The sequence below is a fragment of the Oceanobacter antarcticus genome (genome assembly GCF_044962685.1).
Taxonomy (GTDB): domain Bacteria; phylum Pseudomonadota; class Gammaproteobacteria; order Pseudomonadales; family Oceanobacteraceae; genus Oceanobacter; species Oceanobacter antarcticus.
In genome coordinates this window covers 119,564-134,950 of sequence record NZ_JBBKTX010000011.1, presented here as the reverse complement: position 1 = coordinate 134,950, position 15,387 = coordinate 119,564, and the positions used below count along the sequence as shown (strand labels likewise).

Annotated in this window: 17 protein-coding genes and 1 CRISPR repeat array (1 of these 18 running past the window's edge); of the genes, 11 read left to right on the top strand and 6 right to left on the bottom strand. The window is 53.9% G+C overall.

What is annotated here, in order from left to right:
- Positions 1–28 precede the first annotated feature (28 nt).
- The 3 genes from WG929_RS10630 to WG929_RS10620 all read right to left on the bottom strand — a co-directional run bounded on the left by WG929_RS10630 (position 29) and on the right by WG929_RS10620 (position 1,682).
- Positions 29–973 carry a WD40/YVTN/BNR-like repeat-containing protein gene (locus tag WG929_RS10630; RefSeq protein WP_416205994.1) on the bottom strand — a complete coding sequence of 315 codons (945 nt, stop codon included), beginning with the start codon at positions 971–973 and terminating at the stop codon, positions 29–31.
- A 90-nt stretch (positions 974–1,063) separates the two neighbouring features.
- The gene (locus tag WG929_RS10625; RefSeq protein ID WP_369855829.1) at positions 1,064–1,372 is read right to left on the bottom strand and encodes a 2Fe-2S iron-sulfur cluster-binding protein; all 309 of its coding nucleotides are present in this window, start codon (positions 1,370–1,372) and stop codon (positions 1,064–1,066) included.
- Positions 1,373–1,523: 151 nt separating this feature from the next.
- Complete coding sequence (locus tag WG929_RS10620) at positions 1,524–1,682, bottom strand: hypothetical protein (RefSeq protein ID WP_416205993.1); 159 nt, start codon at positions 1,680–1,682, stop codon at positions 1,524–1,526.
- Positions 1,683–1,881: 199 nt separating this feature from the next.
- Between WG929_RS10620 and WG929_RS10615 the strand changes: the two genes are divergently transcribed.
- On the top strand, positions 1,882–2,028 hold the full coding sequence (locus WG929_RS10615) for a hypothetical protein (protein ID WP_369854690.1): 147 nt from the start codon (positions 1,882–1,884) through the stop codon (positions 2,026–2,028).
- A 202-nt stretch (positions 2,029–2,230) separates the two neighbouring features.
- Here the strand turns inward: WG929_RS10615 and WG929_RS10610 are convergent, their stop codons facing one another.
- From WG929_RS10610 to speB, 3 genes are all read right to left on the bottom strand, one after another.
- Complete coding sequence (locus tag WG929_RS10610; RefSeq protein ID WP_416205992.1) at positions 2,231–2,653, bottom strand: tautomerase family protein; 423 nt, start codon at positions 2,651–2,653, stop codon at positions 2,231–2,233.
- Between the two features lie 79 nt (positions 2,654–2,732).
- Entirely contained in the window at positions 2,733–3,488 is a 756-nt protein-coding gene (locus tag WG929_RS10605; protein WP_369855832.1) for an SDR family oxidoreductase, read from the bottom strand.
- A 397-nt stretch (positions 3,489–3,885) separates the two neighbouring features.
- A complete protein-coding gene (gene speB, locus WG929_RS10600) occupies positions 3,886–4,851 on the bottom strand; it encodes an agmatinase (protein WP_416205991.1) in 966 nt (321 codons plus the stop codon).
- A gap of 162 nt (positions 4,852–5,013) precedes the next feature.
- Here speB and WG929_RS10595 point away from each other — a divergent pair, with 162 nt between their 5' ends.
- The 10 genes from WG929_RS10595 (at position 5,014) to cas2e (ending at position 14,444) form a co-directional block, all read left to right on the top strand.
- Complete coding sequence (locus WG929_RS10595; protein ID WP_416205990.1) at positions 5,014–5,937, top strand: LysR family transcriptional regulator; 924 nt, start codon at positions 5,014–5,016, stop codon at positions 5,935–5,937.
- Positions 5,938–6,059: 122 nt separating this feature from the next.
- Positions 6,060–6,281 carry a hypothetical protein gene (locus WG929_RS10590; protein WP_416206009.1) on the top strand — a complete coding sequence of 74 codons (222 nt, stop codon included), beginning with the start codon at positions 6,060–6,062 and terminating at the stop codon, positions 6,279–6,281.
- On the top strand, positions 6,197–8,770 hold the full coding sequence (gene cas3 / locus WG929_RS10585) for a CRISPR-associated helicase Cas3' (protein WP_416206008.1): 2,574 nt from the start codon (positions 6,197–6,199) through the stop codon (positions 8,768–8,770). Before WG929_RS10590 ends, cas3 begins: the two co-directional genes overlap by 85 nt.
- A gap of 2 nt (positions 8,771–8,772) precedes the next feature.
- On the top strand, positions 8,773–10,296 hold the full coding sequence (casA, locus tag WG929_RS10580) for a type I-E CRISPR-associated protein Cse1/CasA (protein WP_416205989.1): 1,524 nt from the start codon (positions 8,773–8,775) through the stop codon (positions 10,294–10,296).
- Between the two features lie 13 nt (positions 10,297–10,309).
- Positions 10,310–10,876: a type I-E CRISPR-associated protein Cse2/CasB gene (gene casB, locus WG929_RS10575; protein ID WP_416205988.1), complete on the top strand. Its 567-nt coding sequence runs from the start codon at positions 10,310–10,312 to the stop codon at positions 10,874–10,876.
- Positions 10,869–11,516, top strand: coding sequence for a type I-E CRISPR-associated protein Cas6/Cse3/CasE (gene cas6e / locus WG929_RS10570; RefSeq protein ID WP_416205987.1), 648 nt, complete (start codon positions 10,869–10,871; stop codon positions 11,514–11,516). Before casB ends, cas6e begins: the two co-directional genes overlap by 8 nt.
- A gap of 21 nt (positions 11,517–11,537) precedes the next feature.
- Positions 11,538–12,572: a type I-E CRISPR-associated protein Cas7/Cse4/CasC gene (gene cas7e, locus WG929_RS10565; protein WP_416205986.1), complete on the top strand. Its 1,035-nt coding sequence runs from the start codon at positions 11,538–11,540 to the stop codon at positions 12,570–12,572.
- A 12-nt stretch (positions 12,573–12,584) separates the two neighbouring features.
- Positions 12,585–13,307 (top strand): type I-E CRISPR-associated protein Cas5/CasD, encoded by a 723-nt coding sequence (gene cas5e, locus WG929_RS10560; protein WP_416205985.1) that lies wholly within the window; start codon positions 12,585–12,587, stop codon positions 13,305–13,307.
- Entirely contained in the window at positions 13,307–14,182 is an 876-nt protein-coding gene (gene cas1e / locus WG929_RS10555) for a type I-E CRISPR-associated endonuclease Cas1e (RefSeq protein ID WP_416205984.1), read from the top strand. Before cas5e ends, cas1e begins: the two co-directional genes overlap by 1 nt.
- Positions 14,160–14,444 (top strand): type I-E CRISPR-associated endoribonuclease Cas2e, encoded by a 285-nt coding sequence (gene cas2e / locus WG929_RS10550; protein ID WP_416205983.1) that lies wholly within the window; start codon positions 14,160–14,162, stop codon positions 14,442–14,444. The genes cas1e and cas2e overlap by 23 nt, the downstream gene beginning before the upstream one ends.
- 58 nt (positions 14,445–14,502) lie before the next feature.
- Positions 14,503–15,387: a CRISPR direct-repeat array (repeat unit 28 nt; unit sequence GTCGTCCCCACGCCCGTGGGGGTGTTTC) (it continues 2,133 nt past the right edge of the window).

The following is a 15,387-nucleotide window of genomic DNA, read 5'->3' as shown; positions in this document are numbered from 1 at the left end:
CTCTGTTCTGCTTATTATTGTATTGGATTTAACGCAATTGATTACGGGCCACGACAACCAGACCACCGCTGCCTCCCACCAGAATCAGCTGCTCGCCCACGAGTACCGCATCGCGAAAATAGGCACCATGGCCAACACCACTGACGGTGTGCCACTGCTCACCGGATCGACGTAACAGCAGACCGCTCTCCCCCAGTGCCATTATCTCGTTGCCCACTTGCTGCAAGGCATAAACCGGTGCCGCCACACCGGTTGGCTCGGCCACCCAGTGCTGGCCGCCGTCACGGGTGTGCAGAATCGAGCCGCCCAGACCCGCCACCCAGCCTTCTCCAGAGGTCTCGAATAATGCTCCCTGAGGGTAAAAGTCATCATCAATCAGCCCGGCAGACTGCCAGCTGAGACCGCCATCGATGGTGTGGTACACCAGCCCCAACTCGGCCACGGCGTAGGCGTCAGAGGTGGAGACAAAATCGATCTGGGTGAAGATGGCGTCTTCGCCCAGGCTTTGCTCCTCCCAGGATGCACCGCCATCCAGGCTGCTGAGCAAGGTACTGAAACTGCCACCGACCCAGAGTGTATTATCGGGAGCGCAATCCAGCGTCAGCAGCGATTCCAGCGTTGGTATTGGTACAGAACGCCAGTGTTCACCCTTGGCGTCACTGACCCAGAGCTGGCGATTATTCGACAGCGCGTAAAAGCGCTGATCCGGACAGACTTCAATATCAATCAGATTAGCGTCTCGTCCCAATGCCAGCCGCTGCCAGCTGTCCGCAGAGGCCCGTGGGCGCACCAGCACCACGCCAAAATTCCCCACCACCACCACTACCTCATCATTGGCCGCTACCGCCATCAACTGATCGGTACGTTGAACCGGCTGGCGATTGTTTTCCGCCACCCGCTCCATATTCAGACGTGCCTCACAACCATACAGGCCGACAACCAGCAAAAAGGCACAACAAACCCTGACAGTCATAAACATAGTCATATCGCCATATAAAAAATAAAAGCCCGTCCCACCTGTTATTCAGGCGAGCATCATTACGAGCAGAAAAATTACATCAAATCATGCCGCCTGATTAAATCGACGCGCCAGCTTGCCAACAACCTCCAGGGTTATATCACTGCGGGGATATACCCGACAGGCAAGGACAATATTTTTTTGTTGATCTTCGGCACTGATATGACAACGAGCCATCGGCCCCGCTTCGTATTCGCCGGAGGTAATACGGACTTTGCAGATACCGCAACCACCACCACGACAACCAGCAGGCACCGCACGGGAGTTGGATCTCAGCAACCCGGTGAGCAAGGAATCCGAATCACGACAAATAACCGTGCGGTCACAGCCGGAGACAGAAATTGAGTAATGCATGGCGACCTCGACTTTTTATTTTTATTCAGCAAGTCTGATGGTGTTAGAAAGCTACAATAACTCGACAGAAATATACTCTCTAATACTATTTGCAGACCGGCTTAATACTGATTAGGTATTAGAAAATACAGCGGGCTACAACAAAGCGGATTTACGACTGTCTGGCCCGATTTCCCAGCGCCTGCTGCCATGCCCGACCAGCCGTTATCACCCCAATCGCCCAACCTGCAGGACGGATACTGTCTGGCAGTACAAAAAATAACGAGTTACCAATATGGGTTTTCGAGGATTCATATTTGAGTTCAAACATACGGAAAAAACCTTTTTATTATTGTTGGCCAATGACTCCCGCAATATCAGCAAGACGTATGCCATAAACGACACCACATATCAGGCCATAACTCGGGTATATCAGTGCGATAACCCTCATCGCCTGAGCAATTGGGGACATCCATTTAATCCTGCACGGCTCTGCGCGAGTGTTGCCGTTGTTCAGGGCAAGGCGACGAATGCAGCGAAATGACGAGTCCTTTTCAAATTCGTCAACACCGCACTGGACGGCGGCAACCCGCGCCCTTCGGGGGCTGCCGGATGATCTCGACTCGGTGTCGCCGACTTTTGACTTGACCCGTCAGGCCTGCAAGTCGGCTTCGTGATTCGAAACCATCCGGTGGCCCAGAGTGAGCACCGGATTAAATAGATGTCCCCAATTCATCAGGCGGCTCAAACAGCCTCATTATATGATCAGGTAAGACGCTATTACCGTAACGGATATGACGCCAGCATGGTGCGCCGCTGTTTGACTTGACCCGCCAACAGATGACCCAGATCACTGCGACAGATCGGATTGACTACTCACTACTCCTGCCCGGCCCGCGCTTCCAGCTCCTGCTTCCGTGCCCGATCCGCCGTAATCCCGCCAATCGCCCAGTCTGCCGGACTGACACGGGTACAAATACCCCGGATTTCCATCCGATCAATCCCCAGGCTGGTGACCAGAATCGCGGTAAAAGCAGCATGCAGCTCCTGCACCTGACTGGCAGCACGGTCTTGCAGCACAAAAAACTGGTAGAAAGGGGCCAACAGCGTGGCGTCAGGCAAACCCAGCCAGCCACCACCCGCCGCAATCTGAGCCGCTGGCAATATCTGGATATAGGCACGAATACGCTCAACCGGCGCAGCCAGTATCTCGGCAAACACCCGGCAGGCTTCGGTGCAAATCACCTCGCGGGATTCCCGCACCGCGTCGGTATCAGGCAATGTAAAAATAATAACCGGCATTTTAATGACCTCTCATCAACAACATAATCAGGACACTGTTACAGCAAGACAAACAGGAACAGCAGCACACACAGGCCTGCTATGGCAGGCCACGGCGACGGCCACTATCCAGCATCAACGTCGAACCCGTCATCGAGTCCGCCTCGACGGCCAGCAGCGTTTTAACGGCCCAGGCCACTTGCTCCGGAGTGGTAAAAGCCCCGATAGACGATTCTGCTTGCATTTCTTCCAGCACCTTCTCCACTTCAATACCGCGCTGCTCGGCACGGGCTGTGGCCACGTGCCGCAAGCGTTCGGTATCAGCCGGCCCCGGCGCAATCGTGTGAGCCGTGACGCCACGCGGCCCCAGAGCCAGACTGATTTGACGTACCACGTTAAACAACGCCGCGTTGGCCACTCCGGCAGAAGCCGCATAAGCCGTCGGCTCCAGACCATAATGACCGGCAATCGCGACCAGCCGCGAATGGGGCTCAAGGTACGCATCGACGGCACGACACAACCGCATAAAGCCACCCACCTTGATATTGACGGCATCCACCATGGTGGCCGTCGGTGCCACCAAAATGCCACCAGCCACCCCGACACCCGGCCCATGCACCACCAGCTGAACCGGGCCAGTCACCGCATGATGAATGATTTCTATCGACGAATCCTCAGAGATATCGGCCGCGACAGTACGGATGCCGGGATACTGTTCTTTCAGTGCATCCAGCGAATTCTGACGGCGGGCAACCGCCAGTACTTGTAACCCTTCGGCCAGCAGTGTTTTGACAATGGCCTGACCAAAAGCACCGGTTGCCCCCACGACCACAGCGGTTTTCTGACGATTATCCATGATGTCTCTCCAACGCCTGCGTCGTGCGCAGGTTTGTTATTTTTAGAAGCGTTAATAACGTGTAGAAGGCACCGCTGCAAACGCCACGAGCGCCGTCGTTTTCAGCGGTGCCTCAGGTGTACCCCAGGAGCCTGTCGGACTTAGGCGTTCGTCGCGAGGGAAAGACTGATTTGAGGCGAATAGTGGTTCTATTTAACAAGAATTTGCTCACAAAAGAGCCAGATTCAGCTTTTCCGCAGTAGAGCAGCCCTAAGCTCGACAGATTCCTAGACTAAGGAGATAGTAAAATACCTTCCAATACCCTTTGGAAACGCTCTTCATACCTGAAAAGAAGTACCCTTCCCCATCGCAGCAGGCACTGCCAGAAAAGCCGGGCCGTGACCGGAAGGGCAGTGATTTATACAGGATGTTTGCCTGCCGCAACGGCGTACAACATCTCCAGCGCCAGGGTTGCTCCCGCCAGCGAGGTGATTTCTGCATGGTCATAAGCAGGAGCCACTTCCACCACGTCCATACCACGAATATCCATTCCGGCCAGGCCCCGGATAATTTTTAACGCACAATCCATGCTCAGACCTGCCGATACCGGAGTGCCGGTGCCAGGCGCAAACGCCGGGTCGAGAGCATCGATATCAAAGCTGATATAAACCGGCCGCCCTGCGACCCGCTGGCGAATGCGTGTCAGTGTCGCAGCTGGGCCAAGGTCGTTTAACTCGGCTGCATCAATGACTTCGAACGGGTGCCCATCCAATTCATAAGCAGTACGAATCCCCAACTGAATCGAGTGTTCGGTATCCACCAGCCCTTCAACCACCGCATGGTGAAACAGCGTGCCATGATCGTATTGGCTGCCGCCGTCATAGGTGTCGGTGTGGGCATCAAAATGAATCAGCGCCAGTGGTCCGTGCTGTCGCGCCTGGGCCCGCAAGATCGGCAGGGTGACAAAGTGATCGCCACCAAAAAACAGTGTCTTTTTCCCGGCCTGTACCAAAGCAGCGGCGAAGGCTTCGAGGTTGTCTACCAGCGTCTGTGGTTCGCCATGGCGGAACGCAAGGTTCCCGGCATCCTCCAGTTTTAACACGTCACCCAGCGCAAAAGTCCATGGCCAGCGCTTGCCTTCCCAAATCAGGTTGGCCGATGCCTGACGCACCCCCTGAGGCCCGAAACGGGCACCCGGACGACCAGATGTTGCCATATCAAATGGCACCCCTGCCACAATGACATCGGCCTGGGAATGGTGAATATCCGTCATCAACGGGCACTGCATAAAGGTCATGCCTAACGCACTATAGAGAGGCATATCGGCATTGGCAGTAGCGGAGGCAATAGCCATCGGATTCTGGGCAGCAGGCGTCGGGTACATGAATATTCCAGTCATTCATTGGGTTGTCAGAAGCTGAGATCAGGGTGTTTCCTGTGTCTCGATACGGTATCAAGTGCAGAATAAGCGCCGCCAAACTATTATAGAAATGAATAGTATTCCTGATATAATGCACCGTGTGCATAATTAATCGAGATCCTGAGAATGTCCGACACCGCGTCGCCACTAAGACATTTTGACCTTAACCTGCTGCAGGTATTTGATGCCCTGATCAGCGAATGCCACGTCTCGCGAGCCTCCGAACAGCTGTTTCTGAGCCAGTCGGCCACCAGTCACGCCCTCAACCGGCTGCGTCAGCAACTCAACGATCCCCTGCTGGTACGCTGCGGCAGCGGCCTGCAACCCACGCCCCGTGCGCTGGCAATGCTGCCAGACGTCAAAGCCATCCTGAAACAGTTGGAACTGACCCTGGCCCCACCCAAACAATTTGAACCGGCCCACAGCCAGCGGGTATTCACCATTGCTGCCACCGACTACTTTGAAGCAGTGGTACTGCCAGACATGATGCCGATGCTGCAACAGCAAGCACCCGGAGTCATCTTTGATCTGGAAATGATCGGCCCGCACGCCTCACTGGAACGACTGGAAAATGGCACAGTCGACCTGGTGATCGGCCTGGATGAAAACCTCACCGTGCCCGCCCACCTGCTGCGGCAGCCCTGGCTGACCGAACAACTGGTCTGCCTGGTGGGCACCCGTTTCGACGACATCCCCGCACAGCTCACCCTCGATCAGTACCTGGATTTTCCCCACGTGGTGATGCTGGACCAGACTGATACCAGCACCAATGGCATCGATCGCTGGCTGGCGGGCCAACAGCGACAACGCCAGCGCATGGCACAAATGATCAACTACCTCGCCGCCGCCCGTTTGGTTGCCGAACGCCGGGCTTTATTAACCCTGCCGCGTCGCATGGCCGAACTGTTTTGTCATTGGTTACCGGTGCGCACAGTGGAAGGACCAGACGATATGCCCAACTGGGAAATGACACTGATACAACACCCGCTACACGTACAAGACCCGGCCCTGCAGTGGCTGATAGAGCAAGTTGTCAGCGCCAAACCGTAAGCGGGGAAACACCATGCTGCCGCCAGAGAGGGCCGCTGTGCCCGCCAAGTGGCGTTGATAACAACGCTAAGCTGCCGCGAGCGTGGCAACTCGCGGATAGGTAATTAACCAAACCGCCACTAATGCCACCACCATATAGAAATAACACGTCGTTTTATACTGAATTGGCAAAAGCAAAAAAAACGCGCAAGCTGGAAGCCGTAGCAATCAAGGAAGAAGCACTGTGCGATCAAGAAAAACAACTGGTCATTCAACAGAAATTGCAGCCATCCCGTTTGAACAATGCCCGGCAAAGACATGGACTCAACCAGACGGCTCTGTTGTTGAAGGGCGCAGTGTTCTGAATCACTGCCAGATCGTCGGAGAAACGGCCCGTTGCCTGATTGCACGTTTTCCGGAACCCATGCGTTCACGTTTGTTTCCAGTTGGTAGTGAAATAGCCGCTGGTGGCCATGACATTGGCAAGGTCAGCCCATCCTTTGTAGCCAAGATTCTGCGAGCCTGCGGGATCGATTTCAAAACCTTGCCAGAGCTAACCAAAGCAACACCGGATCTTGAATCTCAGTGGGGTGGCCATGCCGGTGTCAGCCAAGCAACGGCTGAAGAGCTGGGCACGCCGAAATACGTGGCAGAAATTCTCGGTCAACACCATGGTTTTAATCCAAACGTTGATGACAAACGCGGCGATGCCGAGGTTTTTGGTGGTAATGCCTGGTTTGATGAGCGCAAGAAGCTGGTTGCCGCGCTCAAGGATTGTTTGAACTCCGATTGGCCTGTAGTCGAGCACGCCGCCCAAGCTCGAATTATTGCTGGCCTGACCTCAACGGCAGACTGGATTGGCTCAGGCAAATTCTTTGAAGATCCAACTCAAGACTGGCAGCCTAATATCAACGCCGCCCTGAATGACGCAGGATTTATTAAGCCGGTTATCAAACAGGGTCTGTCGTTTATCGACGTATTTGATCCGATCAAGCGCCAGATGCAACCCCGAAAAGCCCAGACGTTGTTTCTGGATCAGATAACTGGCCCAGGCATTTATATCCTCGAAGCCCAGATGGGAATGGGTAAAACCGAAGCGGCGTTGTATGCCGCCTACCAATTACTGGCCCAGCAGAAAGCAACCGGTATTTACTTTGCCCTGCCAACCCAGCTGACTTCCAACAAAATATACGATCGGTTTAATGCATTTCTGGATCAGATTCTTGGCCCTGACACACCCAACCGGGCCTTGTTACTGCATTCTGGTGCCTGGTTATTAGAGCACTCCGACATGGGTGAGGATGGCGCACCGGGTGGTGCCTGGTTTAATCAAAGCAAGCGTGGATTACTGGCTCCCTTTGCCGTTGGCACCATCGACCAGGCATTGATGGCAGTGATGAATGTCAAACACGGTTTTGTCAGAGCGTTCGGTCTGGCAGGCAAGGTAGTCATCCTCGATGAAGTTCACAGTTACGACCTTTATACCGGTACGATTCTGAATGAACTGGTGGCCTTTCTGCGCCAGATTGAATGTACGGTGATTATTCTCAGTGCGACCTTGAGTCAGTCGCGTCGTAATGCCCTGTTGCAGCAAGCGACAGTCAGCTCAGCTTATCCGCTGGTGACTGCCGTCAGCAGCATGGAAAATACCGTCGTAACCGAAATGGCTGTTCCGACAGAAGACAGTCAGTCAATCACTCTGACCTCTTGTAGAAATGATCATCAGGCGCTGGAAGAAGCCCTGCGTCGTGCCCAACAGGGCCAGCAGGTGTTATGGATTGAAAATACCGTTACCGAAGCCCAACAGCGTTATCTCGATATGGCCAGTCGTGCCGTGCAGCTCGGTTGTGATATCGGCTTATTGCACTCCCGTTTTACCCCCCAAGATCGCGCGGTGAATGAAGCTAAATGGGTCAAATTGTTTGGCCGTTCGGGCTGGTCTCAACGCCCGCATCAAGGCCGGATTCTTATTGGTACCCAGGTGCTGGAGCAGTCTCTCGACATTGATGCGGATTTTCTGGTTAGCCGTTTTGCCCCCACCGACATGTTGCTACAACGGATTGGTCGTTTATGGCGTCATTCAGACACTCCGCGTCATGCTTGCGCTTTGCCGGATTGCTGGTTGCTGACACCTGCGATGGAGCAGGCATTAATCAATCCACGTGCTGCATTTGGACTGAGTGCAATGGTCTATTCCCCCTATGTGCTGTGTCGCAGTCTGGAAGCCTGGCAGTCCCTCTCGGTTGTTGCACTGCCTTCCGGGATTCGTCCATTAATTGACCAGACTTACGCAGAGCGTCTGGAAACTGATGAATGGTCCGTGCTACTGCACGAGCTAACACAAGGCACTCGCTTCCATACCGGAGAAGAAGCCCAGCTAGCACTGGCCAGACTCACACTCTCCAAAGGTGGCAAAACTTTGCCCGAACATAAGGCTGAGACTCGTTACAGTGATCAAGATACTCACGACGTTTTACTACTGAGCAGTTTGCGTATCGATGCTGGTGAAACCCGTATGCGTTTGCTGGATGGACGCGAACTGAAGTTGCCCCATAGTCGCCAGCGATTGAGCAAAGCAGGCTGGCGCACCCTCGCAGTCGCCCTGAACCAGCAACTCGTCAGGGTCAGTCCGGCCAATTGCCCAGCTCGTATTGCCAAACACACGCTGGAAAAACTGCATCTACACGAAGTGTTCTATCTTGGCAAGCCGGAAGACGATGAGGCGCTGCTACGGGTAGCGCTGGTCAGTCCAAGTGGAGAGCTGCAAACGCTGGATAGCCGCCCGGCGGGCGAAAAACACATACTGGAATACCGTAATGACCTGGGCTACCGGGCGCTTTCCAACAAGGAATGACTATGGAAAACCGTTTTAACCTGATTGATGAACCCTGGATTCCGGTTGCCGACGTTGGCCGGGTCTGCCTGAAAGAGATTTTCAGCCGTCCGGATTTGAGAGCACTGGGTGGCAACCCGGTGCAAAAAATCGCACTCACCAAACTGCTGCTGGCAATTGCCCAGACTGCTGTAACCCCCGAAGACGATGACGAATGGAAGCAAATGGGCTGGCAGGGTATGGCCGACAAATGCCTGGATTATTTGAATAAATGGCACGACCGGTTTTATTTGTATGGCGATAAACCGTTTTTGCAGATGCCTGCAATACGTGTTGCAGACGTGAAATCTCTGGGAGTGCTGTCTCCAGAAGTGAGCACAGGAAATACCACCGTTTTGACCGAATCTCAGAAAGAGCAGCGGGTCAGCGATGCGGATCAGGCCATCACGACAGTCGTTCAAATGGGGTTTGGTCTGAGTGGTAAGAAAACGGACAACTCAGTGGTTCTGACCCCCGGATATAAGGGGAAACAGAACGACAAGGGCAAAGCAGGGAGTGGCAAAGCCGGGAGTGCTGTTGGACATACGGGGTTGCTGCACTCGTATTGGTTGGGTGAATCAATATCTCATTCCCTGTGGCTTAACCTCTTCACCTTGGAAGATATTTCCGAAATGGCGATGTATCCAACGCTGGGCGAAGCCCCCTGGGAACAAATGCCCACCGGTGAAGATGACGATATTGCCCGTGCCTTGAAGCAATCATTGATTGGACGTCTGGTTCCTATGGGCAAATTCTGCTTGTTGGCCGACGAGGGCATTCACTACACCGATGGCATTGCACATGCCAGTTACCTTGATGGCAAGGCCGACCCCAGTGCCTCAGTCGATTTTGCTCAGAAAAAACCGAAAGCCTTATGGGTGAACCCAGGCAAACGCCCCTGGCGTGAGCTGACATCGCTGTTGCAATTTATCGAGCAAGGCAAACCAACCGGATTCGACACACCACAGCTGCGGCACACCATGAAACGGGTAACCCGAACGACAGAAAACTTCGCCATCTGGTCAGGTGGGTTGCGTGTCAGCAGCAATGCCGGAGAGCAATATGCTTCTGGTACTGATGACTACGTTCAGTCAGAAATATGGCTGTCCTCTGAACTGCTAGGTAGCACTTTCCTTGAGCAGTTAAAGCACGAAATGGCACAGCTCGAGTCGGGGCAGAAAATGCTGCGGGGAGCAGTAGTTCGCTATTTCCGCCAACTGTCGGATATTGACAAATCTGGCTCTGGCAAGGCTCAACCCTTTGTTCACAATCAGGCTGAAAAAGCAACCAATGTATTTTGGCAACTGTGCGAACGGCAGGCCCAGGCGCTTATTGATGGATGCGATACCTCAGAGGAAGCTACACAGCAACGCCAACAACTGCGCCGTACGTTTGCAGGCTATGCCCTGCAGGTATTCGACCAACTGTGCCCCAACGACAGCGCTCGCCAAATGGACGCCTGGGCACAAGCCCGACCCAATTTTTCCAAATATCTAAAAGCCGAATAAGGAGTGTGTCTGGATGGATCAGAAACCGGCAGAGGCCAGTAATACCAGCACTGGCAAGCTATCGCGAGCCGCACGGTTTGTTGGCTACGTAATTGATCGTATAAATAAAGACAACGGCTTTGCCGCCCGTTTAAAGCGGGCAGACAACCCGGCAACGGAATACCAGAGCTGGGAGCTACTCGCCGAATTTGGCGTTGACCTGGAAAAGGACTGGGAGCGTTTGCCCTACTGCACAGTTGGCGCAGCACTGGCACGTGCCAAACCTGGTGCTGATGGCAAGTTACCGTTGGGAGGTGCCATTGCCGCCTGTTATGACGATGGCAATCAATCAGATCAGGCCAAGGCCCGTTTGCGCCGCCTGCTGGCTTGCACCAGCACCGCCGAAGCCTGCCGTATCCTGCGGCCATTACTGACGTTAATGGCCAGTCGTGGGATAATTCCTAATTTCAGCCAACTGTTGCAGCAACTACTGTGGTTTTCTGGCCAAGGACAGGAACGTGTCCGTATCCGTTGGGCAAAGGACTTCTACCGCAGAGCGGTGGAGGCTGACGACGCCATGGCGGAGGCAACCCATGACTGAGTTATACGCCAGTGCACTGCATCTCGACCGCAAGGCTGTAAAAGCCTTGAAAATTACCGATCCGTATTCCCTGCACCGAGTGGTTTATAGCCTGTTTCCGGACGTTCGCACCGAGGCTGAAAAGCAAAGCCATATTCAAAGTGGATTTGTATATGCCGATAAGGGCGGCGACTTCCATAGCCGCAAGGTATTGATTGTATCGAATCGCGCACCGCTGGAGCAGGTTGAAGGGCTGTATGGCGACGTCATCAGCAAATCTATTACGACCTCATTTCTGGAACACCCACGCTACCACTTTAAGGTACAGATCAATCCTGTGCGCAAAGACAAGCAGACAGGCAAACGCGTTGCGGTTAAAGGGCGTACCAATACCGCCGACTGGTTTATCCAACGTGCGCCCAAAAACTGGGGATTCGAAGTGGATCCACAACATCTGCAAATTGATGCCATCGAGGTACTGCAGTTCAACGACAAAAGTGGTCGCCGAATCACCTTGGGGAAAGCCCATATTCAGGGCCAGCTCACTGTCACCGACCCGCAGCAGTTTCAGAACAGCTTTAAAAACGGCATTGGCAAAGGGCGAGCGTTTGGCTGCGGCCTGCTACAAATAGTGCCGATCATCGACAACCCATTTGCCTGATTTCATTTCAAGGACAAGAAAATGACCAACGCTTTCAAAAATACCCGTATTGAATTCCATATCCTGCAATCTTTCCCGGTCACCTGCTTGAATCGTGATGACGTTGGCGCTCCGAAGTCCGCCATGATTGGCGGTGTGCCACGAGCGCGAGTGTCCTCCCAGTGCTGGAAACGCCAGGTGCGCTTGGCTATGCCGGATTTCGGTATTCGCTTAGGTGTGCGCAGTAAAAAAATTGCAGCCTTACTGTCTACTGAATGTCTGGCGCTGGGGGCCAGTGAGGCACAAGCCAAGGACTGTGGCGAAGCCATGGCAGGCTTTTTTGCCGACGATACGTTGTTGTTTTTGAGTGAGACCGAAGCCAAAGCCTTCGCCGCCTATGCCCAGGAAAAAAGCTTCGACCCCAAAGTCCTGAAGGACAAAGAGCTGGTAAAAGTATCAAAAAAAGTCGTGAACACCAATCTGGATGCGCTGGATATCGCGCTGTTCGGGCGAATGGTGGCCAAGGCACCCGATATGAATATCGAGGCCGCAGCCGCTTTTTCCCATGCAATATCCACCCACAAAGTCAGCAATGAAGTGGAGTTTTTCACGGCTGTTGATGATCGCAAAGCAGACGATGAAAGTGGTTCCGCTCATATGGGCAGCCTTGAATATAACTCAGCGACTTATTACCGTTACATCAGCCTGGATCTGGGACAGCTTGAACAAACCCTGGGAGAAGGAGCAGACCTGAAAGCCGCTATTGATGCCTTCGTCAAAGCTTTGTACGTCGCAGTGCCTGATGCCCGCCAGACCACCCAGTCTGGAGCCTGCCCATGGGATTGTGCCCGGGTTCTGGTACGCAAAGGACAGCGTTTGCAAGCCTCATTTGAACAGCCGGTTAAATCCAAAAGTGACGGTTTCCTCAATCCCAGCAAAGAGGCTTTGAAAACCTGGTTGGATAAAAAAGAAAAACTCTCCGGCTCATTATTTGGCAAGCAGGGGGACTACGAATGGGGCGACGATATCGAATACAGCATTGATCACCTAATTAACGACCTGCAATCTCATCTGTAACGGAGGCACGTAATGAGCGACCAAACGCGTTATTTGTTGCTATGGCTGGAGGGCCCGTTACAAGCCTGGGGGCATGATTCCAAGTTCGGCGTACGCGATACCCTGAACTTTCCAACCCGCTCCGGTGTGTTGGGATTACTGTGCTGTGCCCGTGGTGCAGGAGGGCCAGAGCAGGAATGGTTGCAGCAAATGACCAGCATGACGATGGGGGTTCGGGCATACGCCCGGATCGACCGCAATGGCAAACCTGCATTACAAGAACCACCGTTACGTGATTTTCAAATGGTGGGAAGTGGATACGACAACAGCGACCCCTGGCAAAGCCTGTTGATACCCAAAACAGCCGAGGGGAAAAAAGCGGTGGGAGGCGGTACTAAAATGACTTACCGCTATTACCTGCAAGACTCCGCTTTTGCAGTCGTAGTGGAAGTGCCTGAGGGTCAGGGCGACGCTTTGGCTGAAGCACTGCAAAACCCGGTATGGGACTTGTATCTGGGACGCAAGGCTTGCGCCCCAGCGGAGCTGATCTATCAAGGCCTGTTTGATAATGCAGCAGCGGCCTGGCAACAGGCCGCTGCTATAGCACAGAGCAAACAACGATTGGCCACTTATGAAGTGATTGAGGGTGATGATGAAAGTGATGGTGAAGTAATCACCCTTAACGATGTCCCCGTACAGTTCGGGCCCAACAAGCGTTACCGAGACCGCCGGGTCACCTTGTTGGAGCTGACATAATGACGAAAGGCGAACGTCTGTTTGTCAAAGTGACGCGGGAATCACTTCCCAGAGTCAAAGACAAATACCCGTTTTTGTACCTGGAACGGGGACGACTCGAGATCGATGACAGCAGTGTCAAATGGATTGATGCCGACGCCAATGTTGTCCCTATTCCAGTTGCGACCATTAACTGTCTGCTATTGGGACCGGGTACCTCCGTAACCCACGAAGCCATCAAGGTCGCCACCGCCGCCAACTGTTCGGTGAGCTGGGTAGGAGAAGACAGCCTGTTGTTTTATGCAGCAGGTTTTTTGCCAACGTCTGACACCCGTAACCTGAAACGGCAAATGGCGTTAGCCTCTGATGACGACAAAGCACTGGAAGTTGCTCGGGCCATGTATACCCGACGCTTCCCGGACGCAGATTTAAAGGGCATGACCTTGCCAGCCATGATGGGCATGGAAGGCAACCGGGTCAGAGCACTGTACCAACAAAAAGCCGAACACTACGGAGTCGGCTGGAAAGGACGACAGTTCACACCCGGCAAATTTGAATTCAGCGACCTCACCAACCAGATACTGACAGCAACCAATGCCGCGCTGTACGGCATTCTCTGCTCAACCGTACATGCCATGGGCTACTCACCTCATATCGGTTTTATACATTCTGGCAGCCCCCTGCCCTTTGTGTACGACCTGGCCGACCTCTACAAAGAGCCACTGTGCATTGACCTGGCGTTCTTTTTAAGTCGCGAAATGGCCGGACGGTATGACAAACACAAAGTATCGGACGAATTCCGCAAACGAGTTATCAACATGAAACTGCTGGATCAGGCCAGCAACGATATTAACGAATTGATGGGGGTCAGCCGTGCTCGTCGTGCTCGCCAATGACCTGCCACCCGCCGTACGCGGGCGAATGAAACTCTGGTTTGTGGAACCACGCCCCAATGTCTTTGTGTCTGGCGTGAAGGATTCGGTAGCGCAAACCGTGGTCGACTACCTAGTACAACACTGCCCAATAGAATCTGGTTTGATGCTGTTTCGCAGTATTCCCGAACCGCCGGGCTATGAAATTCGATACAAAGGTAAACCTCGAAAACCCGTGATTGAAATATCGGGATTACAGTTAATTATTGAAAGCCTTAATTTGTAACACGACGTTCTTTAATAAGCAGATGAATACTCAATAAAATACTGTTTAAATGTTCAGGGTCGTCCCCACGCCCGTGGGGGTGTTTCTACTGAGGCCAGCACCGGTATCGCAATCGTGTCGTCGTCCCCACGCCCGTGGGGGTGTTTCTAGCCCGCTCTCTCGGATTGCGTGCCTCGTATCGTCGTCCCCACGCCCGTGGGGGTGTTTCTTTTATCGGCCAGTAAAAACCAGTCTCGGCTGTGTCGTCCCCACGCCCGTGGGGGTGTTTCTCACAGACAACACCACCACCGCCACCAACAAAGGTCGTCCCCACGCCCGTGGGGGTGTTTCGATTCCCGGCAGCCCGTGGACTGAAAAAGAGGAGTCGTCCCCACGCCCGTGGGGGTGTTTCTTTGCTCTCTGTGGATGCGCTCCGCCTCCGCCTGTCGTCCCCACGCCCGTGGGGGTGTTTCCGATGAATTACTGCACTACTGACGTTACCAGCTAGTCGTCCCCACGCCCGTGGGGGTGTTTCTCAGACGCCTTGGTTGTGAGTTCAGGCGCCTCCGTCGTCCCCACGCCCGTGGGGGTGTTTCCAGTTCATCGGATCTGACCGACTCAGGAATCAAGTCGTCCCCACGCCCGTGGGGGTGTTTCCTGTGGCGGCTGGCAGGAAATTCGCAAGAGGATGTCGTCCCCACGCCCGTGGGGGTGTTTCTCGTATTGCAACCGTTCAGTTTTAAATATGTCGGTCGTCCCCACGCCCGTGGGGGTGTTTCTGTATGCTGACGGCCAGTGAACACATTGGTTATGTCGTCCCCACGCCCGTGGGGGTGTTTCCCTCGAGCCACTCGACAGACTCCAAACCGATGCGTCGTCCCCACGCCCGTGGGGGTGTTTCTGCGTCAAACTGGGCTGACTCATCCTGAAATTCGTCGTCCCCACGCCCGTGGGGGTGTTTCTA